General features: G+C 57.6%; 24 protein-coding genes. 19 read left to right on the top strand and 5 right to left on the bottom strand.

The features are described 5' to 3' along the window. Window positions 1-8: 8 nt before the first annotated feature. The 4 genes from ACQZ51_RS15980 to hemC all read right to left on the bottom strand — a co-directional run bounded on the left by ACQZ51_RS15980 (window position 9) and on the right by hemC (window position 4756). Complete coding sequence (locus ACQZ51_RS15980; protein ID WP_448778626.1) at window positions 9-1616, bottom strand: heme biosynthesis HemY N-terminal domain-containing protein; 1608 nt, start codon at window positions 1614-1616, stop codon at window positions 9-11. Window positions 1617-1619: 3 nt separating this feature from the next. Then, window positions 1620-3008: a COG4223 family protein gene (locus tag ACQZ51_RS15985; protein ID WP_448778628.1), complete on the bottom strand. Its 1389-nt coding sequence runs from the start codon at window positions 3006-3008 to the stop codon at window positions 1620-1622. Between the two features lie 72 nt (window positions 3009-3080). Next, entirely contained in the window at window positions 3081-3824 is a 744-nt protein-coding gene (locus ACQZ51_RS15990) for a uroporphyrinogen-III synthase (protein WP_448778630.1), read from the bottom strand. A 2-nt stretch (window positions 3825-3826) separates the two neighbouring features. Then, window positions 3827-4756: a hydroxymethylbilane synthase gene (hemC, locus tag ACQZ51_RS15995; RefSeq protein ID WP_448778632.1), complete on the bottom strand. Its 930-nt coding sequence runs from the start codon at window positions 4754-4756 to the stop codon at window positions 3827-3829. Window positions 4757-4828: 72 nt separating this feature from the next. Here hemC and tsaD point away from each other — a divergent pair, with 72 nt between their 5' ends. Genes tsaD through ACQZ51_RS16020 form a run of 5 tightly spaced genes read left to right on the top strand, consistent with a single transcriptional unit; the run spans window position 4829 to window position 8344 of the window. Beyond that, window positions 4829-5926, top strand: coding sequence for a tRNA (adenosine(37)-N6)-threonylcarbamoyltransferase complex transferase subunit TsaD (tsaD, locus tag ACQZ51_RS16000; protein ID WP_448778634.1), 1098 nt, complete (start codon window positions 4829-4831; stop codon window positions 5924-5926). Then, window positions 5923-6912 (top strand): NAD(P)H-dependent glycerol-3-phosphate dehydrogenase, encoded by a 990-nt coding sequence (locus tag ACQZ51_RS16005; RefSeq protein ID WP_448778635.1) that lies wholly within the window; start codon window positions 5923-5925, stop codon window positions 6910-6912. Before tsaD ends, ACQZ51_RS16005 begins: the two co-directional genes overlap by 4 nt. Before the next feature lie 21 nt (window positions 6913-6933). Further along, window positions 6934-7227 (top strand): YciI-like protein, encoded by a 294-nt coding sequence (locus ACQZ51_RS16010; RefSeq protein ID WP_183896282.1) that lies wholly within the window; start codon window positions 6934-6936, stop codon window positions 7225-7227. Between the two features lie 5 nt (window positions 7228-7232). After that, entirely contained in the window at window positions 7233-7676 is a 444-nt protein-coding gene (locus tag ACQZ51_RS16015) for an EVE domain-containing protein (RefSeq protein WP_448778637.1), read from the top strand. 5 nt (window positions 7677-7681) lie between these two features. Beyond that, entirely contained in the window at window positions 7682-8344 is a 663-nt protein-coding gene (locus ACQZ51_RS16020) for a class I SAM-dependent methyltransferase (RefSeq protein WP_448778638.1), read from the top strand. Here the strand turns inward: ACQZ51_RS16020 and ACQZ51_RS16025 are convergent, their stop codons facing one another. Continuing rightward, window positions 8345-8944 (bottom strand): hypothetical protein, encoded by a 600-nt coding sequence (locus ACQZ51_RS16025; RefSeq protein ID WP_448778640.1) that lies wholly within the window; start codon window positions 8942-8944, stop codon window positions 8345-8347. 65 nt (window positions 8945-9009) lie between these two features. Between ACQZ51_RS16025 and sdhC the strand changes: the two genes are divergently transcribed. From sdhC to ACQZ51_RS16095, 14 genes are all read left to right on the top strand, one after another. After that, window positions 9010-9402 carry a succinate dehydrogenase, cytochrome b556 subunit gene (gene sdhC, locus ACQZ51_RS16030; RefSeq protein ID WP_042620050.1) on the top strand — a complete coding sequence of 131 codons (393 nt, stop codon included), beginning with the start codon at window positions 9010-9012 and terminating at the stop codon, window positions 9400-9402. Between the two features lie 12 nt (window positions 9403-9414). Beyond that, the gene (gene sdhD, locus ACQZ51_RS16035) at window positions 9415-9795 is read left to right on the top strand and encodes a succinate dehydrogenase, hydrophobic membrane anchor protein (RefSeq protein WP_192065361.1); all 381 of its coding nucleotides are present in this window, start codon (window positions 9415-9417) and stop codon (window positions 9793-9795) included. A gap of 5 nt (window positions 9796-9800) precedes the next feature. Next, window positions 9801-11645 carry a succinate dehydrogenase flavoprotein subunit gene (sdhA, locus tag ACQZ51_RS16040; protein WP_042620052.1) on the top strand — a complete coding sequence of 615 codons (1845 nt, stop codon included), beginning with the start codon at window positions 9801-9803 and terminating at the stop codon, window positions 11643-11645. Window positions 11646-11659: 14 nt separating this feature from the next. After that, on the top strand, window positions 11660-12439 hold the full coding sequence (locus ACQZ51_RS16045) for a succinate dehydrogenase iron-sulfur subunit (protein WP_448778642.1): 780 nt from the start codon (window positions 11660-11662) through the stop codon (window positions 12437-12439). 205 nt (window positions 12440-12644) lie between these two features. Continuing rightward, a complete protein-coding gene (locus ACQZ51_RS16050; RefSeq protein ID WP_448778643.1) occupies window positions 12645-13178 on the top strand; it encodes a protease inhibitor Inh/omp19 family protein in 534 nt (177 codons plus the stop codon). A gap of 45 nt (window positions 13179-13223) precedes the next feature. Further along, window positions 13224-14402 carry a cell division protein ZapE gene (zapE, locus tag ACQZ51_RS16055; RefSeq protein ID WP_448778644.1) on the top strand — a complete coding sequence of 393 codons (1179 nt, stop codon included), beginning with the start codon at window positions 13224-13226 and terminating at the stop codon, window positions 14400-14402. Window positions 14403-14566: 164 nt separating this feature from the next. Beyond that, window positions 14567-15529, top strand: a complete 963-nt coding sequence (gene mdh / locus ACQZ51_RS16060) for a malate dehydrogenase (protein ID WP_042620056.1) — start codon at window positions 14567-14569, stop codon at window positions 15527-15529. Between the two features lie 131 nt (window positions 15530-15660). Beyond that, entirely contained in the window at window positions 15661-16857 is a 1197-nt protein-coding gene (gene sucC / locus ACQZ51_RS16065; protein WP_448778646.1) for an ADP-forming succinate--CoA ligase subunit beta, read from the top strand. 202 nt (window positions 16858-17059) lie between these two features. Next, on the top strand, window positions 17060-17962 hold the full coding sequence (gene sucD / locus ACQZ51_RS16070) for a succinate--CoA ligase subunit alpha (protein WP_192065366.1): 903 nt from the start codon (window positions 17060-17062) through the stop codon (window positions 17960-17962). Window positions 17963-18117: 155 nt separating this feature from the next. After that, window positions 18118-21114, top strand: coding sequence for a 2-oxoglutarate dehydrogenase E1 component (locus ACQZ51_RS16075; protein ID WP_448778648.1), 2997 nt, complete (start codon window positions 18118-18120; stop codon window positions 21112-21114). Between the two features lie 55 nt (window positions 21115-21169). Next, window positions 21170-22405: a 2-oxoglutarate dehydrogenase complex dihydrolipoyllysine-residue succinyltransferase gene (odhB, locus tag ACQZ51_RS16080; RefSeq protein WP_448778649.1), complete on the top strand. Its 1236-nt coding sequence runs from the start codon at window positions 21170-21172 to the stop codon at window positions 22403-22405. Window positions 22406-22474: 69 nt separating this feature from the next. Beyond that, window positions 22475-22888, top strand: a complete 414-nt coding sequence (locus tag ACQZ51_RS16085) for an MAPEG family protein (RefSeq protein WP_448778651.1) — start codon at window positions 22475-22477, stop codon at window positions 22886-22888. A 10-nt stretch (window positions 22889-22898) separates the two neighbouring features. Then, complete coding sequence (locus ACQZ51_RS16090) at window positions 22899-23543, top strand: LysE family translocator (RefSeq protein WP_448778653.1); 645 nt, start codon at window positions 22899-22901, stop codon at window positions 23541-23543. Window positions 23544-23568: 25 nt separating this feature from the next. Continuing rightward, the gene (locus ACQZ51_RS16095; protein ID WP_448778654.1) at window positions 23569-24321 is read left to right on the top strand and encodes an SDR family oxidoreductase; all 753 of its coding nucleotides are present in this window, start codon (window positions 23569-23571) and stop codon (window positions 24319-24321) included. The last annotated feature ends 15 nt before the right edge of the window (window positions 24322-24336 follow it).

A 24336-nucleotide genomic window follows, 5' to 3' on the forward strand; every position in this document is an offset into this window, starting at 1 on the left:
GAAATCGATCAAAACAAATTGAGGCGGGTTTTCTCGTCCGGCTGGCGCCCTGGCTTCTTGACGCCGGGATCATCCGGTAGTCCGCCAAAGAAGGGGACCGGTTCCGCCTTTGGCTTGGGCTTTGCCTCGCCGATGGAGGGCTGACCCTCGTCCACACGATCAGCTGTTACCACTGTAACCGGTTTGTCTTTCGGGGCCTCTGCAACAGGGACGGCGGGCTTGGCCACAACGGGTACTTCCGAGATGCTATTCTGTTTTTCATTGACGACTATCTCAGGCAGGGATGAGAGTGCATGGTCTACCGTCACTCCTTCAACCGCACCATCGATCTGGCCGAACGGTATCTTCCACTCGAACGCATCAAGACGACCGTTGACAGGTGAAACGGCAAGCCATTTTTCGGATACGACACCATCCGCCACCCAGGCGTGGTCCTTTGGCGCGCGCAGCGCCTGCGCCATCCAGTGGCGTATGCGACCCTGATCGCCTGTCTCTGCTTCTTCAATATCGGCAAGCAGCAGAAAGGTGCTTTCGCGCGGCTCTATGCGCGCTGCGGCCTCGGCTTTCGCACGGGCGCGGGTGAAGTCCTGCGCGTCGAGTGCAGCCTGTGCCACGATGAAGAGTGCTTCGACATTGTTTGGCTTCAAGCTTTCGAGGCGCTCGGCCCGCTTCAACCGGTCGACGGCGGTGTCACCGCTGCGGGCACGCACGTAAAGCTGTGCAATCTGCGGGTGAGGTGCGATTTTCCAGACTGGCTCAAGCACGGAAGCCGCCTTGCGCAGATTATCTTCGCGCAGATAGGACTTTGCTGCCACAAGCGCGGCGGGGACCAGCCCCTTGGCGAGTTTCAGTGCGTGCTTGGCATCCTCACGGGCAGCCTTTGGGTCGCTTTCGAATTTTTCTTCCGCTTTTGCCGTCAACAGAACGGCCTTCAGCCGCTCAGCGTCGCCACGTTCCAGAACGCCTGCCGCCTTCTGTTGATCGAGCAGCCTGATCGCATCGTCCCACTCGCCATTGCGGGATTTGCTTTCCAGCGTGGCCTGGGCCGCCCAGGGGAGGTATGGCGCATTTTCTGCGGCAGTTGCGGCATATTCCAGTGCGGCCTCATTGGCACCCTGGCGGCGGGCTTCCATGTAGAGACCGCGAAGTCCAAGCTCGCGAGTTTCCGGATCCTGCGCCATGGCCTCAAATTTGCGGCGGGCAGCGTCATATTTCCCTTCGATGAGATCTGCCTGTGCTTCCAGCAAATGGATCAGCGGCTCCTGATCTGCATTCAAAAGTCCTTGCGTGCGCGCGGTCATCTTGCGGGCCAGAAGCGCATTGCCTGCACCGGCCGCGATCAGGCCGGTTGACAGTGCCTGGTAACCGCGATCCCGCTTGCGGGAACGAAAATAGCGCCGTGCGGCGTGTGGCGAATTCCAGACAGCATTGAAAACCCACCAGCTAATCATGACAGTTGCGATGAGGGCCGCAATGATCGAGGCGGCCACCATAAGGCTCATTTCGATCAGCTGGCCTTGCCAGACGATGGAAAGCACACCGGGACGATCTGCCAGCCAGGAGAAACCAAAGCCGATCACAAGGACGATGACGACGAAACTGATGATCTTTGCCATGTCTTACCCCTGCTGCCCGGTGCTGTTGATGGCGCGCGTCAGCGTGCCGCCTACCAGATCTTCGACCTGAATACGGGCATCGAGCGATGTCTTGAACTCTGTGGAAGCTGCCTTGGCAGGTTCAGCCAGTCCATCCCATTCCAGCGCGGCACCCTTCAGGTCGCCATTGCGGAGCTTGTCTTCCATGCGGGCAATCTTGGCGTCTGCGCCTTCACCTTCGACATTGCCCACGGGCCGGACCTTGACGAGCGACAGCGCACTTTCCGCGAGCCGATCGATGATGCCTTGATTGGGGTCTGTCTGGTCGAGCGAAGCCAGCATGGCATTGGCAACATCAGGAAATTCGCGCGTAAGCTCCGACCGCGATGGAACGCCTGTAGCGGCAAAGGGCTTGAGCGACTGAATTGCCGGATCATCCGGCGTGACGCGAGAGAGCGTGTCGAGTTCCGTCAGAAACGGCCCACCGCGATCAATGGCCGCTTTCAGGCCTGCTGACGCAATGGCACGCGCGACCTCGATATCGTCGCGGGGCTCGTTGATCTTGGTTTCCGCTTCACCCAGACGGCGCGTCAGATCGGCGTTGGCCGTGTCCTGCGCTGCCTTTTCCGATTGCAGCGTCGAAACAGTTGCCTCAAGCAATGCCAGCTTCTCTGCGACATCACCGCCGCCGGATGCGGTAGAGCTTTCCAGCGCTGCAAGGCGAGTCTCTAGAGCAGATGTGTCTGCTGCGGCGGGCTGTGCGCTCGCCATTTGCTGGCGCAGATTGGAAACCTCTGCCTTGAGAGCTGGCAGTTCCGACGAACTGGTGTCTGATGCAGACGAAGGAAGATAGCCGGCATATTGCATGCTTCCAGCAGCCAGAAGTGCAATCAGGCCGCCGACGATGCCGGCAGCGAGAAGGCCGGAGCTGCTGCTGCCGCTACGGCTGGCATCACTGCTTTTTGTGTTGGAGGATGGCGTTGTGAATGGCTTGCTGTCTGCCGCGGGCTTTGAAGCTTCGGCTTTGGGAGGCTGAGTATTTGTCTTGTCGGATTTGAAAGAGGCGCCTGTCACGGGTGGGACAGTGCTCTTCTTCTCAGTGGGTTCCTTTGCAACCGGCTCTGCCTTCGTCTCGTCAGGCTTCGGAACATCGGAAGCCTTGGGCAGATTGGGCTCCGGCTCGATCGGCTTTTTCGCGGCATCGTCCCAGACTGGCTTTGGAGCCTGCGTTTCAGACCCGACAGTTGCTGGTGCCGGAGGTGTCTTGTCCGCCTCAGATCCAGTTGTAACCGGAGCTTCCAGAGATGCTGTGTCTTTTTCCTTGCCGATATCCTTCACGTCCTTTGCGTCCAGGTCAATGGTGACCGGCTCAGCGGTGGACTTGGAGTGGCGTGGCGGTTTTCCCGTTACCATGACAACCTCATTCTGCCTGCATTTCATTAAACCTAGTCAGTGATAACGGCAAAGGAAAGGGGCAGAAGGGAATTAGGTTCCCGCTTTTCGTTCAAGAAGATCAAACATCTGAGACTCGTTCGGCTCAGCGCTGGCATATGCCGCGTTGCGGAACGCCTCGGGAATGTGGGAAAGCACCTTGGCGCTGATGCAGATCATTCGTGATTGGCGCAATGGGGCTAGAAGCCCCTCATCCTTCAACAGCGCAAAAAATATCCGCACCGCCTCGCTTGAATAGAAAAGAACGGCGTCGCTGGGCTGGTCGATCAGGCGCGCCTTAAGCTGTGATGGTTGCCATGCAATCTGGCGCATCTGGTAGATCTCGGCGGTCTCAAACGGCACATTCAAAGCATTCAGCGTCTGTTCGAAGCTCGCGTCTCGCGGCGAGCCTGCCAGATAGCAAATCGTACCGGGCTGGCTCGCATCGTTTCGGGTTTTCTCCGAGATCAACTGCGCAAGCGCCGCGCCGTCACTCTCGCCGGTGATGATGGTTTGAAAGCCCGCATCGCGTGCTGCCATTGCGGATGCTTGTCCAACAACGAAGATAGGCTTTTGCAGACTTGCCGAAAGATCGGCGTCGGCCTTCACAACTGCGCGGATGGCCTCTGCACTTGTGACTGCAAGATATGCCGATTCTTTGCCCAAAGCCGCAGTCGCGGCTTCGGTGTCGTAAACGGGGGCTGTCAACGGCAATAGGACGGGGTCATGGCCGCGTGCGCGCAAAAGCTCTGCCGTCTTCAGCCCTGATTTTTCCGGGCGGGTGACGACGACGCGCATGGTCAGGTCCAGCTTTCGAAGAAGCTCGTGCCTGCTGCTGCACGCACCTTTTCTCCTGCCGTAAACCCTAAGGTTTCGGCGTCCGTGCGTTTGCCGGAAACCTCTACGCCATGCTCGGTCTGCCCGTCTGGCGTCAGAATAAGGCCGTGGAAGTGGAGCATATCGCCGTCGCAGGTCGCATAACCGGCAATCGGCGTGCGGCAGGAGCCATCCAGTGCGGCCAGAAATGCCCGTTCGCATGTCACGGCATCGCTGGTTTCGCGGTGATCGATGGGAGCCAGAAGTTGCTCGATGCGCGTATCGCCAATCCGGGTTTCGAGCGCGATAGCGCCTTGGCCCGGTGCTGGTGGAAATTCTCTGGCATCCAGCACCTCAGTCGGGACCGTCTGCTTTCCAAGCCTGTTGAGGCCAGCGAGCGCCAGCAATGTTGCATCAGCCATACCATCTTCCAGCTTGCGCAGGCGGGTATCCACCAGTCCTCGGAAAATGATGACGTTGATATCAGGCCGCAGGCGACGGATGAGCGACTGGCGACGAAGGGAGGCAGAGCCGACAGTGGCTGCGTGGGGCAACTCCATCAATTTCGGTGCCGTTCGGCCAATGAAGGCATCACGAACGTCTTCGCGCGGAAGATAGGCAGAAAGATGCAATCCTTCCGGGAGCCGCGTCGACATGTCCTTGGCGCAGTGAACCGCAAAATCGAGGTCACCCGATAGAAGCTGGTTTTCCAGTTCTTCTGTGAAGAGCCCCTTGCCGCCGATTTCAGACAGAGGACGATCCGTTACGCGGTCGCCCTTTGTGGAGAGCGGTACGATTTCGAACATATCCTGCGGCAGACCGTGGGCAGCCATCAGCCGGTCACGGGTCTCGATGGCCTGCACCAGCGCAAGGGGGCTGCCGCGTGTGCCGATTCGGAAAGGTTTTGTTTGCATCCGCTTCTATCCATTGTTACCGGAGGTGTTCGTACCCAAGTTTCTGAAACACCGCAATCAACGAACCGACCGATGACCCCCTTTCTTCGAATCCTTGGCATTGAGACCAGTTGCGACGAAACCGCTGCATCTATTGTGGTTCGGCACGCTGACGGCCGGGGTGAGATCATCTCTGACGTCGTTTTGTCGCAGCTGGAAGAACACAGCGCCTATGGTGGCGTTGTACCAGAAATTGCGGCGCGGGCCCATGTGGAAGCGCTCGATACGCTGGTTGAGGAAGCGTTGGCAGAGGCGGGCGTGACCCTTGCCGATGTCGATGCCATTGCCACCACCTCCGGCCCCGGTCTCATCGGCGGGTTGATCGTCGGGTTGATGACCGGCAAGGCCATTGCCATGGCTGCGGGCAAGCCGCTTTACGCCATCAACCATCTGGAAGGCCATGCGCTGACGGCGCGGCTGACCGATGGACTGTCCTTCCCCTATCTCATGCTGCTGGTTTCCGGCGGGCATACGCAGCTTATTCTGGTGCGCGGTGTCGGCCAATATGAGCGGTGGGGCACGACGATAGACGACGCCCTCGGTGAAGCCTTCGACAAGACTGCAAAGCTGTTGGGTCTGCCTTACCCCGGAGGGCCAGCGGTGGAAAAAATGGCGGCTGGTGGCAATGCCAACCGTTTTGCGCTGCCACGCCCGATGGTGGGTGAAGCGCGCCTCGACTTTTCCTTTTCCGGTCTGAAGACGGCCGTTCGCCAGGCGGCCACGGCCATTGCGCCGCTGTCCGAGCAGGATATTGCCGATATCTGCGCGTCCTTCCAAAAGGCGGTGTCGCGCACGTTGAAAGACCGGATCGGTCGCGGCCTGCAACGCTTTCTGGAGGAATTTTCAGCGGTTGAAGGCGGTCCTGCTCTGGTGGTCGCGGGCGGCGTTGCCGCCAACCAGGAAATACGCCGCACCTTGCAGGAGCTTTGCGACTATCACAGGTTCCGCTTCATCGCGCCGCCCCTGCAACTTTGCACTGACAATGCGGCCATGATTGCCTGGGCGGGGCTTGAGCGATTGGCGCTTGGCATGGAGCCAGACAGTTTCGATGTGCAACCGCGCTCACGCTGGCCGCTGGATGCGCAGGCGCAAACGCTTGTTGGATTTGGCAGGCGGGGGGCAAAGGCATGAAAAAGCGGGCAAAGATCGTAGTCATCGGCTCCGGCGCATTCGGCACAGCCATTGCCGTGGTTGTGGCGCTGGAAGACCGCCACGATGTGACGCTGCTGGGCCGCAATGCCGGGTTGATGGCGGATCTGGCCGCTGATGGTGTGCATGACGCGGCCCTTCCTGGCATTTCCCTGCCGGATGCCCTGCAATATTCTGCTGAGCCGGATGTGCTGCGGGATGCCGACATCGTTCTCTTCGCCATGCCATCCCAGGCGCAAGCCGATGCCGCGCGTCATTACGGTCCTTATTTGGCTAAGGATGCAGTCGTGGTAACCTGCGCCAAGGGTATCGACCGTTCATCCGGCAACTTGCTGACAGATGTGCTGGAGCGAGAGCTGCCACATCACCCGGTCGGCGTTCTCTCTGGTCCCGGCTTTGCCGCCGATATCGCCAAGGGATTGCCAACCGCCATGGCTGTGGCCGCCGCTGATGCCAGCGTGGCCGAGCAGCTGGCGCAGATGATCTCCGGGCGAACCTTCCGGCTCTATGCGTCGACGGACCGGACCGGCGTCCAGCTAGGCGGCGCCTTGAAGAATGTTCTGGCCATTGCCGGTGGCATTGTTGAAGGCGCAGGGCTTGGCGATTCCGCGCGGGCTGCATTGATTTCGCGCGGCTTAGCGGAGATGTCGCGGCTGTGTGTTGCCATGGGCGGCGAGGCGGATACGGTTCGCGGCCTTTCCGGTCTCGGCGATCTGGTGTTGACCGCAACCAGCCATCAATCACGCAACCTGCGCTTCGGCATCTGGCTGGGGCAGGGGCAAGACCCGGCCTCCTTCCATGGCGGGCTGGTGGAGGGTGCCTATGCGGCATCTGTCGCCTCGCGCCTTGCGGACGACCTTGGTGTGGAGATGCCCATAACGGACGCGGTCGCAGCCATTATCGACGGCAAGCTCGATATCAAAACCGCCATTCAACAATTGATGTCACGGCCTATTACCACCGAATAGGCTCTTCGAGAGGAAACGAAAATGCTGTTTGCCTTCATCTGCAAAGACAAGCCCGACCACCTGCATGTGCGCATGGAAACTCGCCCTGTTCACCTAGAGCATCTGAACAAGCTCAACGCCGAGGGTACCTTGAAGATGGCCGGTCCGTTCCTGGACGCCGACGGCAAGCCCAATGGCAGCCTTGTGATCGTTGAGGCAGCCGACATCGACGCGGCCAAGGCTCTGGCCGATGCCGATCCTTACGCCAAGGCCGGTCTGTTCGAGAGCGTTGATGTGAAGCCCTATAATTGGGTCTTCAACAATCCTGGAGCGTGAGCAGCATGGCGAATTACTGGCTTTTTAAATCCGAACCCTTCAAGTGGTCCTGGGAGCAGCAGAAGGCAAAGGGTGATGCGGGCGAGGAATGGACCGGCGTTCGCAACTATCAGGCACGCAACAACATGCGTGCCATGAAGATTGGCGACAAGGGTTTCTTCTATCATTCCAATGAAGGCTTGGATGTCGTCGGCATTGTCGAGGTGTGCGAATTATCGCAGCCGGATACGACGGCTGAAGGCGACGCACGCTGGGACTGCGTGCACATCAAGGCCGTTTGCGATGTGCCACAGTCGGTTTCGCTGAAGGATGTGAAGGCCAACCCCAATCTTGAGAACATGGCGCTGGTCACCTCCATGCGTCTCTCGGTGCAGCCGGTGACCGAAGAGGAATATCTCGAGGTCTGCCGCATGGGCAAGCTCGATAAGCCTCCCCGTTCGCCGGACTGAATGGATTGAAAACCGACCCGAAGGTCTTTATCCGCAGCAATACGAGCATCATGACACCGCCGCATGTGCCTGAAATACGGCTGCATCTGGCAAGCGAAGCGCATGAACTCTGGCTGAAGACGGAAGACGAGTTGCAGGAGATTGGCCTGCCGCCGCCATTCTGGGCCTTCGCCTGGGCTGGCGGGCAAGGGCTTGCCCGTTACATTCTCGATCATCCAGAAATGGTTGCTGGAAAGCGCGTCGTGGATTTTGCCAGCGGTTCCGGTCTGGTTGCCATCGCGGCTGCGAAAGCCGGAGCCCTGAGCGTGCTCTCTGTCGATATCGACCCATGGGCAAAGGCGGCCATCGCCCTCAATGCGGCTGAAAACGAAGTCGAGATCGGGTTTTGCGGGGATAATATCGTCGGAACCGAGATCGATGCAGATGTGATGCTGGCGGGTGATGTGTTCTATGACCGAGCCTTCGCCGAGGTCCTTACCCCCTGGTTTTCAAGGCTGACGCTGAATGGCAAGGCCGTTCTGGTGGGAGACCCGGGACGGGCCTATCTTCCGAAAACATTTCTGCAAAACTGCGCGACCTATGAGGTGCCGGTAACGCGCGCGCTGGAAGACAGCGATGTGAAGAAAACAACCGTCTGGCGGTTTGTATCCGCAATGAGCGCTCTGTGATCAGGGCCGGATGACGCAGACACCGGCTTCATAAGAACAGGCCTCATCCATCGTTCTCGCATTGATGCGAATGATCGCCGGGCTTGTCCAATTACCTGTAGTGCGCGCGGTATTTTGGATGGCGCCGTCTGCGCTCACATAGGTGCCGTTTCTGCGTGCGCGCATGGCGTAGACGCTGCCCGCATATGTGCCGACGGTGCGGATATGTGACGGCGCTCCGTTGCCGCCGTAATAGGATTGTTGCTTTTGCCTGCTACTATGACCACTCTTCTCATACTCGACATTATCACTCGCTTGGGCGTGATTTGCGACCATGATCGGGCCTAAGACAGCTAGGATGATCGGGGCGATTCGGATTGATAACATGAATTTCAATCTCCGGATTTTCGTGCTCATGACGTCAGAAAAAGTGCAAATTATCTTACGTAAACGTAAGAAAAAATCCGCGCCTTCGACTGGAAATGCTGATAAATTGTTTTTGGGTCCATCAAATTTCAAAGATTCTTTAAGCCACAATCGATTAAATTCGTTTCGGCCCTCCGATTGCGCTTGTGGTGATGGCGCGGTGCTATTAAAGGTCGCGACTGGTGCAATGCACATTATTCCGTCATGTGCGTTGTTTGGGGCGCCCGAGTTTCGTGGTGCAGGAACGCCGTGAGGATTATATGGCGAATACGACAAACAATCGGCCATTGTCGCCGCATCTTGAAATCTACCGGATGATCCCGACAATGTTGGCGTCAATCGTGCACCGTATCACGGGCGCGGCGCTCTATTTCGGCACGGTTCTGGTTGCCTGGTGGCTGATCGCCACGGCGTCTGGCGTTGATGCCTATAGCTGGGTGCAGTGGGCGATGAGCTCCATCATCGGAAAAATCGTGCTGATTGGATATACCTGGGCGCTTGTGCATCACATGCTGGGCGGTCTTCGCCACTTCATGTGGGACCTGGGTCATGGATTTGAAAAACACTTTACCACAAAGCTTGCCAAGGCATCTTTCGTGGCCTCGATCTGTCTGACCGCGCTGATCTGGGCGATTGCCCTGATCGTGCGCTGAGGAGATATTACCATGGATATGCGTACACCTCTCAACAAGGTTCGCGGGCTCGGCTCTGCCAAGGAAGGCACCGAGCATTTCTGGCGTCAGCGCGTGACCGCGGTTGCCAACGTTCCGTTGATGATCTTCTTCGTCGTGTTTCTCGTCATGTATGGCGGCGCACCCTATGAAGAGGTTGTCTCGGCTCTGTCCAATCCGCTTGTTGGCGTGATCATGGCTCTTGTCGTTGTCTCCGGCATTATCCACATGAAGCTGGGCATGCAGGTCATCATTGAAGACTATGTGCACGCGGAAATGATGAAGCTGGGTCTTTTGATGCTCAACACCTTTTTCTCGGTGATCATGGCCGGCCTCTGTCTCTTCGCCGTTCTGAAAATCGCATTTGCAGGATAACCGTCATGGCATCGATCAGTTCACCTTCTCAGAACGGCAAGGCCTATACCTACGTCGACCATTCCTATGATGTGATCGTCGTGGGCGCGGGCGGTGCCGGTCTTCGCGCGACACTCGGCATGGCCGAGCAGGGCTTCAAGACAGCCTGCATCACCAAGGTCTTCCCGACCCGTTCCCACACCGTTGCGGCGCAGGGCGGCATTGCCGCATCGCTCAACAACATGACGCCAGACAGCTGGCAGTGGCACCTTTACGATACCGTCAAGGGTTCCGACTGGCTGGGCGACGTGGACGCCATGCAGTACCTCGCCATGGAAGCTCCAAAGGCTGTCTATGAGCTTGAGCATTACGGCGTGCCGTTCTCGCGAAACGCCGAAGGCAAGATTTACCAGCGCCCATTCGGCGGCCACATGCAGAATTACGGCGAAGGCCCGCCAGTTCAGCGCACCTGCGCTGCTGCCGACCGTACCGGCCACGCCATTCTGCACACGCTTTATGGCCAGTCCCTGCGCCACAATGCCGAGTTCTTCATCGAGTATTTCGCGCTCGACCTCATCATGTCCGAGGATGGCAGCCGCTGCACGGGCGTTGTCGCCTGGAACCTCGATGACGGAACCATCCATCGCTTTTCGGCCAAGATGGTTGTTCTGGCGACGGGCGGTTATGGTCGCGCCTACTTCTCTGCGACATCGGCTCACACCTGCACCGGTGATGGCGGCGGCATGATTGCCCGCGCCGGTCTGCCGCTTCAGGATATGGAGTTCGTTCAGTTCCACCCTACCGGTATTTACGGCGCTGGCTGTCTGATTACAGAAGGCGCACGCGGTGAGGGCGGTTATCTCGTCAACTCCGAAGGCGAACGCTTCATGGAGCGTTACGCGCCATCCGCCAAGGATCTCGCCTCGCGTGATGTTGTCTCGCGCTGCATGACCATGGAAATTCGTGAAGGCCGTGGCGTTGGCAAGAACAAGGACCACATCTTCCTTCATCTCGATCACCTCGATCCGGCCATCCTGCATGAGCGTCTTCCCGGCATTTCCGAAAGCGCCAAGATTTTCGCAGGCGTGGACGTGACGCGCGAGCCGATCCCGGTTCTGCCGACGGTTCACTACAATATGGGCGGTATTCCGACCAACTACTGGGGTGAAGTGCTGAACGCCGACAGCGAAAACCCAGAACGCATCATCCCTGGCATCATGGCCGTGGGTGAAGCCGGTTGCGCATCCGTTCATGGTGCAAACCGCCTTGGTTCCAACTCACTGATTGACCTTGTGGTGTTCGGTCGCGCAGCTGCCATTCGTGCAGCTGAAGTGATTGACCGCGCAAGCGCCATTCCGTCGCTCAATGTTGCTGCCTGTGACAAGATCATGGAGCGCTTCGATCGTCTGCGCAATGCCAATGGTGGCACGCCAACCGCCGTGTTGCGTGACAAGATGCAGCGCGCCATGCAGGACGACGCTGCCGTGTTCCGCACGCAGGAATCACTTGAGAGCGGTTGCAAGCGCCTTTCCGCCATCTGGAAAGAACTGCCGGACCTCAAGGTGACAGACCGTTCTATGGTTTGGAATTCCGATCTGGTCGAAACGCTCGAACTCGAAAACCTCATGGCAAACGCCATCACCACGGTTTACGGCGCTGAAGCCCGTAAGGAAAGCCGTGGCAGCCATGCGCGTGAAGACTTCGTTGATGGTCCATTTGGTGGCCGTGACGACGTCAACTGGCGCAAGCACACGCTGGCATGGGTCAATGCCGAAGGTGACGTGAAGCTGGACTACCGCCCGGTGCATACCGAGCTGATCGCCGATGGCATCGATCTTCAGAAGATCGCTCCAAAAGCTCGCGTCTACTAAGAGAGGAATTGGACATGGTTGAACTGACTCTCCCCAAAAACTCTCAGATGACCGAAGGCAAGGTCTGGCCAAAACCGGCAGGCGCGAAAAACGTTCGCGAATACCGCGTTTACCGCTGGAACCCTGACGATAACGCGAATCCACGCATCGATACCTATTATATCGATGTGGACGATTGCGGCCCGATGGTTCTCGATGCGCTCTTGTACATCAAGAATAATATCGACCCGACCTTGGCGCTGCGTCGCTCCTGTCGCGAGGGCATCTGCGGCTCCTGCGCGATGAACATCGATGGCACCAATACGCTGGCCTGCACCAAGGGCATGGATGACATCACGGGAACCGTTAAGGTTTATCCGCTGCCGCACATGCCAGTCGTGAAGGATCTCGTTCCTGATCTTTCCAACTTCTATGCGCAGCACCGCTCTATCGAGCCGTGGTTGAAGACGGTGTCTCCGACCCCTGCCAAGGAATGGAAGCAGAGCCATGACGACCGCCAGAAGCTGGACGGTCTTTACGAGTGCATTCTATGCGCCTGCTGCTCCGCCTCCTGTCCGAGCTATTGGTGGAACGGCGACCGTTACCTCGGTCCCGCTGTTCTGCTTCAGGCCTATCGCTGGTTGATTGACAGCCGCGATGAGGCAACAGGGGAGCGTCTGGACGATCTTGAAGATCCGTTCCGCCTCTACCGCTGCCATACGATCATGAACTGTGCACAGGCTTGCCCGAAGGGCTTGAACCCAGCCAAGGCCATCGCCGAAATCAAGAAGATGATGGTCGAGCGCCGGGTCTGACCGCGCAACATATTGGATACCCATCAACAGGCCGCGATTTCCAATCGCGGCCTGTTTGACGATAACAAGGCCGAACGTTTTCGTAAAAATTGATTGAAATTGCAATTTTTGCGGTACCAGCTTGTGTTGAATAATGCTTTGGTAATAATTCAGCCGTTTTGTGTAGACATGTACTTGCCGGACGACAGAGAATCGGGAGCTTGAGATGCAATTCAGATATGTGGTGACGGGTCTTGCGGTCGTTATGAGCCTGGCCGGTTGCCAACGTACCTCCTATGATTACAACAACAATAGCGGTGCGAGCGGCAATCCTGGCTATACACCGCCGCTTCAGGCCCAGCCCGTGCCGTCTGTCCAGTCGGGCGCCTTGCCGCCTCCAGGCGGATCGACGCAATTCCCAACCGCCCCAGCCAACTCGGCACCTGTTAATGTCGCATCGGCTCCGCCTGCGGCGGCAATGGATGTGACCAAGGAAGCCATGGTCGGTAACTGGCGTGTGTCCAATGGCGGCGCCACCTGCGACATGTTCCTGACCTTGACGAACCTGGGCAGCGGCTCTCGTGGCGGCACCCGCGGTTGCAGCGGCGAATTGTCCTCCATGGGGTCATGGGAAGTCTCGGCCAAGATGGTTCAGTTCAAGAACCGGGCAGGCGACACGATCGGCCGCGTCTACAAGACTGGCGACACCCGTTATGACGGCACGACGAACAGCGGTCAGCCGCTCAGCCTCAGCCGATAATTTGATCACGCGGATGCCACTGGTGTCCGCGCATGAGGCGCGTTGATGAAGCCATTGCCCGATTACCATCATAGTGTCGTTGAGCAACTCAACGCATTGATCGCATCTGGTACCCTCAAAGCCGATACGGCACAGATGGATGTGGCAACGCGGCTTGATCGCATTCTGACCGATCTTAAGATTCGCAAGCCCGCCAGGAAGAAAAGCGCTCTTGGCTGGCTGTTCGCCAAGAAGGCGGGCCCTGCCGCGTCGGTAAAAGGCCTTTACGTTCACGGCAGCGTCGGGCGTGGCAAGACCATGCTCATGGATATGTTCTTCCATCTGGCACCCGTTGAAAAGAAACGTCGCTGCCATTTTCATGAATTCATGGCCGATGTGCACAATCGCGTCCATGCGCACCGTCAGCAACTCAAAAACGGCGAGACGAAACAGGCGGACCCCATTCCGCCCGTCGCTGCGCAATTGCTGGCCGAGGCAGAGCTGTTGTGCTTTGACGAATTTTCCGTCACCGATATTACCGATGCGATGATTCTCGCGCGGCTGTTCACCGAGTTGTTCGCCAATGGCTGCACACTGGTGACGACATCGAATGTGCTGCCGGACAATCTCTACAAGGACGGGCTGAACCGCAGTCTGTTTCTGCCTTTCATCGATCTGATGCAGCAACATGTCGAAGTCGTAACGCTTGATAGCCCTACCGATTATCGGATGGAGAAGATCAAGAGCCTGCCCGTCTATGTCACGCCGTTGGGGCCTGAGGCCGATCAGGCCATGGATGATGCCTGGGATCATTTGACCAAGGGGCATGTTACCTCTCCTACCGAGATCAAGGTGAAGGGCCGCTCCGTCCGCGTTCCTGCTGCTGCGGGCCGTGTTGCGCGGTTTTCGTTCTCGGACCTATGTGAAAAGCCGCTTGGGGCGTCCGACTTCCTGGCAATTGCCCACCGATTCGACACTGTTTTTCTCGATCACGTGCCCTTGCTCAGCGCTGACCGGCGCAACGAAACGAAGCGGTTCATTATCCTGATTGACGCCTTCTACGACCAAACGGTCCGTCTGATCGTGTCTGCCGCTGCCATGCCTGAGGACTTGCTGGGCAAGCGCAAAGGTACCGAAGGTTTCGAATTTGACCGGACTGCGTCGCGCCTGTTTGAGATGCGGAGTGCTGATTATCTTACGCTGCACAATGAGAAGCGTCAGCAACATGACGATTTGGTAACATAACTTCTTACGTTTACGTAAGTTATTTATGATCTAAACGATTGAAAATGTTACGCTCGAAAGTATCTATTGCCATTTATGGCCAATAACGATAAGTCGAGTGCGACAATTTAGAGCTGTCATGCATTGACGGCGAAATTAAATTGAAGCTTGAGAGGAAGCATTCGATGTCTCGCAAAAAGATTGCACTTATTGGTTCTGGCATGATCGGCGGCACACTGGCCCATTTGGCCAGCCTGAAGGAGCTGGGCGATATCGTCCTCTTCGATATTGCTGACGGCATTCCGCAGGGTAAGGGTCTGGATATTGCCCAGTCTGGCCCGGTCGAAGGTTTCAATGCCAAGCTGACCGGCGCGTCCGATTACGCTGCCATTGAAGGCGCGGATGTTTGCATCGTAACTGCCGGCGTGGCGCGCAAGCCAGGCATGAGCCGCGACGATCTTCTCGGCATCAACCTCAAGGTCATGGAGCAGGTCGGCGCTGGCATCAAGAAATATGCCCCGAACGCTTTCGTCATCTGCATCACCAACCCGCTCGACGCGATGGTCTGGGCTCTGCAGAAGTTCTCCGGCCTGCCGAAGAACAAGGTCGTCGGCATGGCTGGCGTTCTCGACAGCGCGCGTTTCCGCCTGTTCCTGTCTGAAGAATTCAATGTCTCCGTTCAGGACGTGACGGCATTCGTTCTTGGTGGTCACGGCGATACCATGGTGCCTTTGGCCCGTTACTCCACGGTCGGCGGCATTCCTTTGACGGACCTCGTCAAGATGGGCTGGCTTACAGCCGAGCGTCTTGAAGAAATCGTTCAGCGCACACGTGATGGCGGTGCGGAAATCGTCGGCCTGCTCAAGACCGGTTCCGCCTACTACGCACCTGCAGCGTCCGCGATCGAAATGGCTGAATCCTACCTCAAGGACAAGAAGCGCGTTCTGCCTGCTGCGGCCTACCTCTCGGGTCAGTATGGCGTCAACGACATGTATGTCGGCGTACCAACAATCATCGGTGCAGGCGGTATCGAGCGCATCATCGAAATCGAACTCAACAAGGACGAGGAAGCTGCCTTCCAGAAGTCCGTCGGCGCGGTTGCTGGTCTTTGCGAAGCCTGCATCAACATTGCTCCGTCGCTGAAGTAATTGCCTGACGTATCGGCCCGGAAATCGAAATCGATTACCTAAAGCGCGCTGCGTAGATTCAACAGTTTAGAGCGTCCTTCTGCATCTGAGGATGCAGAGCGCTCTAAGTGGCTACAAACAGGGATTAATCCATGAATATTCATGAGTATCAGGCCAAAGCGCTTCTGAAGGGCTATGGTGCGCCAGTGGCCGAAGGGGTTGCTATTCTCAAGGTTGAGGAAGCCGAAGCTGCCGCAAAGCAGCTTCCTGGCCCGCTTTATGTCGTCAAGAGCCAGATCCACGCTGGTGGTCGCGGCAAGGGCAAGTTCAAGGAACTCGGCCCTGACGCAAAGGGCGGTGTTCGCCTTGCCAAGTCCATCGAGGAAGTTGTTTCTCACGCCAAGGACATGCTGGGCAACACGCTGGTTACCGCTCAGACCGGCGATGCCGGCAAGCAGGTCAACCGTCTCTACATCGAAGACGGCGCCGATATCGATCGCGAACTCTATTGCTCGCTGCTGGTAGACCGCTCGGTCGGCCAGGTCGCATTCGTGGTTTCCACGGAAGGCGGCATGGACATCGAAGCTGTTGCGCATGACACGCCTGAGAAGATCCACACGATTGCGATCGAGCCTGAAGCAGGTGTCACGGCTGAAAACATCGCTGCCATCTCCAAGGCACTCGAGCTTTCCAGCGCTGCTGCAGAAGACGCCAAGGCGCTGTTCCCTGCGCTTTACAAGGCCTTTGTTGAGAAGGACATGGCGCTTCTGGAAGTCAACCCGCTGATCGTCATGACGGACGGCCACCTGCGCGTTCTCGACGCCAAGATGTCTTTCGATGGCAACGCGCTTTTCCGCCACGATGACGTCAAGCTTTTGCGCGATGAAACCGAAGAAGATGCCAAGGAAATCGAAGCCTCCAAGTGGGACCTCGCCTATGTAGCGCTCGATGGCAACATCGGCTGCATGGTCAATGGTGCCGGTCTTGCCATGGCAACGATGGACATCATCAAGCTGTACGGCAAAGAGCCTGCAAACTTCTGCGACGTCGGCGGTGGCGCTGGCAAGGAAAAGGTTGCGGCTGCGTTCAAGATCATCACGGCTGACCCGAAGGTCGAGGGCATCCTCGTCAACATCTTCGGTGGCATCATGAAGTGCGACGTTATTGCCGAAGGCGTTATCGCTGCGGTGAAGGAAGTCGGTCTGACGGTTCCGCTCGTCGTGCGTCTTGAAGGAACCAATGTCGAACTCGGCAAGAAGCTCCTGAACGAATCGGGTCTTGCGATTACGGCTGCTGACGACCTTGACGATGCAGCCAAGAAGATCGTTGCGGCCATTCAGGGTGCTTGATGAATTCGGAGTCTTTCGGGTCCGCGTCGGCCCTCATCCCTTTGCTGCTTATTATGGTCATCTACGTGATGTCCATAAGACGTTCGAAGAGGAACATGGGGGAAATGATGCGGATCAATGAGGCTTTGCTCAATGCAAATTTAGAGATGGTCAAACGGCTTCAGAACATTGAAGCTTTGCTCCAAAAAGATAGGCAAGATTGATGTCGATTATCGTCAATAAAGACACCAAGATCCTCGTTCAGGGTCTGACCGGCAAGACCGGTAGCTTCCACACCGAACAGGCGCTTGCTTATTACGGCACGCAGATGGTCGGTGGTATTCACCCCAAGAAGGGTGGCGAAACATGGTCCGGTTCCAACGGCGAAAGCCTGCCGATCTATGCCACGGTTGCTGAAGCCAAGGAAAAGACCGGCGCTGACGCATCGGTGATCTACGTTCCGCCAGCTGGCGCTGCAGATGCGATCATCGAAGCCATCGAAGCGGAAATTCCGTTCATCACCTGCATCACCGAAGGCATTCCTGTCATGGACATGGTTCGCGTCAAGGCACGGCTGGACCGTTCCAACTCGCGTCTGCTTGGCCCTAACTGCCCAGGCATCATGACACCGGAAGAATGCAAGATCGGCATCATGCCGGGCTCCATCTTCCGCAAGGGTTCGGTTGGTATCGTTTCGCGCTCCGGCACGCTGACTTACGAAGCCGTGTTCCAGACATCGAACGAAGGCCTCGGCCAGACGACGGCTGTCGGCATTGGCGGCGACCCGGTCAAGGGCACCGAGTTCATCGACATCCTGGAAATGTTCCTTGCTGACGAAGCCACACAGTCGATCATCATGATCGGCGAAATCGGTGGTGCTGCGGAAGAAGAAGCAGCGCAGTTCCTGATCGACGAAGCCAAGAAGGGCCGTAAGAAGCCAATGGCAGGCTTTATCGCTGGTCGTACAGCACCAAAGGGCCGCACGATGGGCCACGCCGGTGCTGTCGTTTCCGGCGGCAAGGGTGACGCGGAATCCAAGATCGCTGCCATGGAAGCAGCTGGGATCAAGGTTTCGCCATCCCCAGCACGCCTTGGCAAGACACTGGTCGAAGTCCTCAAGGGCTGAGATATCACGAGTTTGGCAGCGGGCAGGTGTCGTTCACGGCAGCCTGCCCGAAGCCGCATGAATGATGGGCGCGAAAGCGTCAGAGACTAAGGCGGCAGACCGGATACGGTCATCAACGGGATGAGGAGGCGGGCGAATACGTCCGCGAAAACACCATGGCAAGGCAAGACGCCAACGAGCAGTTTCAGATCACGTCGTTTCTAGACGGCGCGAATGCAGCCTATATCGAGCAGCTCTACGCCCGGTATGAGGAGGATCCATCCTCTGTTTCTCCAGAGTGGCAGAGCTTCTTCAAAGGGCTTTCCGACAATCCCGAAGATGTGAAGAGAGCCGCACAGGGTGCATCCTGGCAGCGCTCCAACTGGCCGATCGCCGCTAATGGCGAGCTGATTTCGGCGCTGGATGGCAACTGGGCCACCGTTGAAAAGGCCATCGAAAAGAAGGTTCAGGCCAAGGCGGAAGCCAAGAGTGCTGAAACCGGCAAGGGCGTGAGCGAAGCCGAGGTGCTGAGAGCGACGCGCGACAGCGTGCGCGCCATCATGATGATCCGTGCTTACCGCATGCGCGGCCACTTGCACGCCAAGCTCGACCCGCTCGGCATTGCCAGCGCCGTTGAAGATTACGATGAATTGTCACCGAAGTCCTACGGCTTCGAAGAGAGCGATTACGACCGCAAGATTTTCATCGATAACGTTCTGGGCCTCGAATACGCGTCCGTTCGTGAGATGATCGAGATTCTTGAGCGTACCTACTGCTCGACGCTCGGTGTCGAATTCATGCATATTTCGAGCCCGGAAGAAAAGGGCTGGATCCAGGAACGCATCGAAGGTCCGGATAAGGGCGTTGCGTTCACGGCCGAGGGCAAGAAGGCTATCCTTTCCAAGCTGATCGAAGGCGAAGGCTATGAGCAGTTCCTGGACGTTCGCTTCAAGGGCACCAAGCGTTTTGGTCTCGATGGTAGCGAGTCGCTGATTCCAGCGTTGGAGCAGATCATCAAGCGCGGTGGTCAGGAAGGCCTCGAAGAGGTTGTTCTGGGCATGGCGCACCGTGGTCGCCTCAACGTTTTGACCAACGTTATGGGCAAGCCGCACCGCGCGGTGTTCCATGAGTTCAAGGGCGGTTCGTTCAAGCCTGATGACGTTGAAGGTTCCGGTGACGTGAAGTATCACCTTGGTGCATCGTCGGACCGCGAGTTCGATGGCAACAAGGTTCACTTGTCTCTGACTGCCAACCCGTCCCACCTTGAAATCGTCAACCCTGTTGTCATGGGCAAGGCCCGCGCCAAGCAGGACCAACTCGCAAAGGTCTGGGATGGCGATACCATTCCTCTGTCGGAGCGCGCAAAGGTTCTTCCATTGCTGCTGCATGGCGATGCTGCTTTTGCAGGTCAGGGCGTTGTTGCTGAAATTCTGGGCCTTTCCGGACTGCGTGGTCACCGCGTTGCCGGCACCATGCATGTTATCATCAACAACCAGATCGGATTTACGACGAACCCCGGCTTCTCGCGGTCTTCGCCGTACCCATCTGACGTAGCAAAGATGATCGAAGCACCGATCTTCCACGTGAATGGTGATGACCCGGAAGCTGTTGTTTATGCGGCAAAGGTTGCAACCGAATACCGCATGAAGTTCCACAAGCCTGTCGTTGTCGACATGTTCTGCTACCGTCGCTTCGGCCACAATGAAGGCGATGAGCCTTCATTCACACAGCCGAAGATGTACAAGGTCATTCGCGCGCACAAGACTGTCGCAACGATCTATGCGGAGCGTCTGATTGCTGAGGGTCTTCTGACAGACGGCGAATTTGAAAAGATGAAGGCCGATTGGCGCGCCCATCTTGAGCAGGAATTCGAAGCAGGCCAGAGCTATAAGCCGAACAAGGCTGACTGGCTTGATGGCCAGTGGTCAGGTCTTCGTGCCGCCGACAATGCCGATGAGCAGCGTCGTGGCAAGACAGGCGCTCCTATGAAGCAGTTGAAGGAAATTGGTCGCAAGCTGGCGACCATTCCTGAAGGCTTCAAGGCGCACAAGACCATTCACCGCTTCATGGAAAACCGCGCCCAGATGATCGAGACCGGCGAAGGTTTGGATTGGGCGATGGCTGAAGCCATGGCGTTTGGCTCGCTGGTCGTCGACGGTCACAAGATCCGCCTGTCCGGTCAGGATTGCGAGCGCGGCACGTTCTCGCAGCGCCACTCCGTTCTCTACGATCAGGAGACCGAAGAGCGTTACATTCCATTGGCTAATCTTGCGCCAACACAGGCCCGCTACGAAGTCATCAACTCGATGCTGTCAGAAGAAGCCGTACTTGGTTTCGAATACGGCTACTCGCTGGCCCGCCCGAATGCGCTGACGCTTTGGGAAGCCCAGTTCGGTGACTTCGCCAACGGTGCGCAGGTCGTGTTTGACCAGTTCATCTCGTCGGGTGAACGCAAATGGCTCCGCATGTCTGGTCTCGTCTGCCTTCTGCCGCATGGCTATGAAGGTCAGGGTCCAGAACACTCGTCTGCCCGTCTGGAACGCTGGTTGCAGATGTGCGCAGAAGACAACATGCAGGTCGCAAACGTGACCACGCCGTCCAACTACTTCCACATCCTGCGCCGTCAGGTGAAGCGCGACTTCCGCAAGCCGCTGATCCTGATGACGCCGAAGTCCCTGCTGCGCCACAAGCGCGCGACGTCTTCGCTGACGGAGCTGGCTGGCGAATCCTCATTCCACCGCCTGCTGTGGGATGATGCTGAGGTCATCAAGGACGGTCCGATCAAGCTGCAGAAGGATTCTAAGATCCGCCGCGTCGTGCTGTGCACCGGCAAGGTCTATTACGACCTTCTGGAAGAGCGCGAGAAGCGTGGCATCGACGACATCTACCTGCTGCGTATCGAGCAACTCTATCCATTCCCGGCCAAGGCGCTCATCAACGAGCTGTCCCGCTTCCGCAACGCCGAAATGGTCTGGTGCCAGGAAGAGCCGAAGAACATGGGTGCGTGGTCGTTCATCGACCCTTATCTGGAATGGGTTCTCGCCCATATCGATGCGAAGTACCAGAAGGTCCGTTACACGGGTCGTCCGGCTGCGGCATCGCCAGCAACGGGCCTGATGTCCAAGCACCTCGCGCAGCTCGCGGCATTCCTGGAAGACGCGCTGGGAGAGTGAAAACTCTCCCGCCTGCACCCTTCACAACCGATATTTGATGAAACGGAACTAGATCATGGCCACTGAAATCCGCGTACCAACCCTCGGCGAGTCCGTCAGCGAAGCGACTGTCGGCACCTGGTTCAAAAAGGTTGGCGATACCGTCAAGGCTGACGAGCCGCTGGTAGAGCTGGAAACCGACAAGGTTACCGTTGAAGTCCCAGCGCCTGCTTCCGGCGTTCTCACAGAAATCGTTGCACAGAACGGCGAGACCGTCGGTCTTGACGCGCTGCTCGGCCAGATCGCTGAGGGTGCAGCCGGCGCTGCTCCGTCCGCACCAACGGCTGCACCAGCGAAGGCTCCAGAAGCTGCACCGGCTGCTGCTGCACCTGCCGCTGTTTCTTCGGCACCAAGCTCCATGCCACCAGCGCCTGCTGCTGGAAAGCTGTTGGCTGAAAACAATCTGTCGGCCGATCAGGTTGACGGTTCCGGCAAACGTGGCCAGGTTCTGAAGGGTGACGTTCTGGCAGCTGTTGCCAAGGGTACATCCGCTCCTGCCGCGGCACCTGCTGCCGTTTCCGCGCCACGTCCGGCCTCTTCCGAGGGTGATGCTGTTCGCGAAGAGCGCGTGAAGATGACACGCCTGCGCCAGACCATTGCGCGCCGCCTGAAGGACGCACAGAACACAGCCGCGATGCTGACGACCTATAACGAAGTGGACATGACTGCGGTCATGGAACTGCGCAATCGCTACAAGGACGTGTTCGAGAAGAAGCATGGCGTCAAGCTGGGCTTCATGGGCTTCTTCACAAAGGCTGTGACGCACGCTCTGAAGGAACTGCCAGCCGTCAACGCTGAAATCGATGGCAACGACATCATCTACAAGAACTATTGTCACGTCGGCATGGCTGTCGGCACGGATAAGGGCCTTGTTGTCCCTGTTATTCGCGATGCCGATCAGCGCTCCATCGCTGGCGTTGAAAAGGAACTGGGTCGTCTTGCCAAGGCAGCACGCGATGGTTCGCTGGGCATGGCAGACATGCAGGGCGGCACCTTCACCATCACCAATGGTGGTGTCTATGGTTCGCTGATGTCCTCACCGATCCTCAACGCTCCACAGTCTGGTATTCTGGGCATGCACAAGATCCAGGATCGTCCGGTTGCCATTGGCGGTCAGGTCGTGATCCGTCCGATGATGTATCTCGCGCTCTCCTACGATCACCGCATCGTTGATGGCAAGGAAGCCGTGACATTCCTCGTTCGCGTCAAGGAAAGCCTTGAGGATCCGGAGCGTCTGGTTCTCGATCTCTGATCGAACTTGCTTTTTCCATCAGCGGGGTTTCAACTGGAGTCCCGCTGATACTGTTTCAGGAGCTTGCATATGCAGCCCACTTTTCTTGCCGCGTCCCCTTTTCTCCCGCTCGTCGGGATAAGCGTCCTTATTCTGATCGCCCATATCGTCTTGCAGGCCATGGCCGCGACGAAGGAGTTCGGTTCGCAGTGGAATGCCGGTCCCCGGGACGAGGGTAAAACAGTCGAGGGCAAGCTGGCGGGCAGAGCCGAACGTGCCAGTGCAAACTTCCGGGAAACCTACCCGGCATTCATCGCATTGGCCTTTGGCGTGGTCATGGCGGGCGATCCGGCTGGACTGGCGCTGATCGGTGCGTGGCTATGGATCATCTGCCGCATCGTCTATATCCCGCTCTATCTCGCAGGCATTCCATATATCAGGTCTCTGGTCTGGATCGGCTCGATGATCGGACTTTTGTTGATGCTGTTCGTGTTGCTGTTCTAGGGGGCGTTTGATGCATCCATATCTGATCGAGCTCGCATCCCTGATGGCGATCTTCTCATTTGCGATTGTGTCTCCGGGCGCTGACCTTGCCATGGTCATGCGCCAGGCGATCGTGCATGGACGCCGCCAGGCCATCGTCACGAGCTTTGGCATCGGCACATCGTTGATGTTCCATGTGACCTATACCATCCTTGGGCTCGGGCTGATCATTTCCCAATCCGTCTACTTGTTCAACATCGTCAAATGGTTCGGTGTCGCTTACCTGATCTATATCGGCGTCAAGTCATTGCGCGCCAGCAAGACAGATATGACAGTCACAACGACTGCAGGTGATGAACCGCGCCTCAGCGAGCAATCTGCATTCAAGGCGTTCACGCTGGGGTTTGCTGCCAATGCGCTGAACCCGAAGCCGGTGTTTTTCTTTCTGTCCATTTTCTCGACGGTGGTCGGAGCTCACACGCCCATCGCCATCAAATTCGGTTATGGCCTTGTCATGGCCAGTTGCCTGATCGTCTGGTTCATCGCTGTCAGCATGTTCATGACGACGCCGCGCATGCGCGCCGCTTTCGGTCGCGCCAGCCAATGGATCGATCGCACCAGCGGTGTGGTCTTCATTGCTCTCGGCATCAAGCTGGCAACGGAAAAAGCTGCCTGATATTGCGGCCCGGAGGATTGAACTCATGATCGATGGACCCGTTCTCGTTGTCACCGGTGGCAGCCGTGGCATTGGCGCGTCCGTCGCTTTGAAAGCGGCTGAGCGCGGCTGGCGTGTTCTGATCAATTACGTTTCCAACGAAGCGGCGGCGCAAGCCGTTGCCAACGAGATTGTCGACAAGGGCGGCGTGGCCCGAATCGTGCAAGGCGATACAGGCCATGAAGACGGCATTGCTGCTATTTACAATGCGGTTGACACTGAGTTTGGCCGTATAGACGGGCTGGTCAACAATGCCGGTGTGGTCGATGTGACAGCACGTGTCGACGAATTTTCGCGTGAGCGACTGGATCGCATGTTCGCCATCAATGTGATTGGCAAGATTCGCTGCGCATCCGAGGCGGTCAAGCGCATGTCCACGCGGCATGGTGGGAAGGGCGGTTCCATCGTCAACATATCCTCCGCCGCAGCGGTGCTGGGCAGCCCCGGCCAATATGTGGATTACGCTGCCTCGAAGGGCGCGGTGGATACATTCACAATTGGCCTTGCTCGCGAAGTCGCCAATGAGGGCATTCGCGTCAATGCGATCCGTCCCGGCATCATCGATACGGACATACACGCATCCGGCGGCTTGCCGGATCGCGCCAGAGATCTGGCCCATCTGGTGCCTATGCAGCGCCCCGGAACGGCCAGTGAAATTGCAGATTCGGTTTTATACCTGCTCTCGCCAGAGGCATCTTATGTCACTGGGGCAATATTGAATGTGAGTGGCGGCAGATAGACGCCAATAACGAAG

The sequence above is a fragment of the Agrobacterium sp. CG674 genome, from assembly GCF_053521645.1.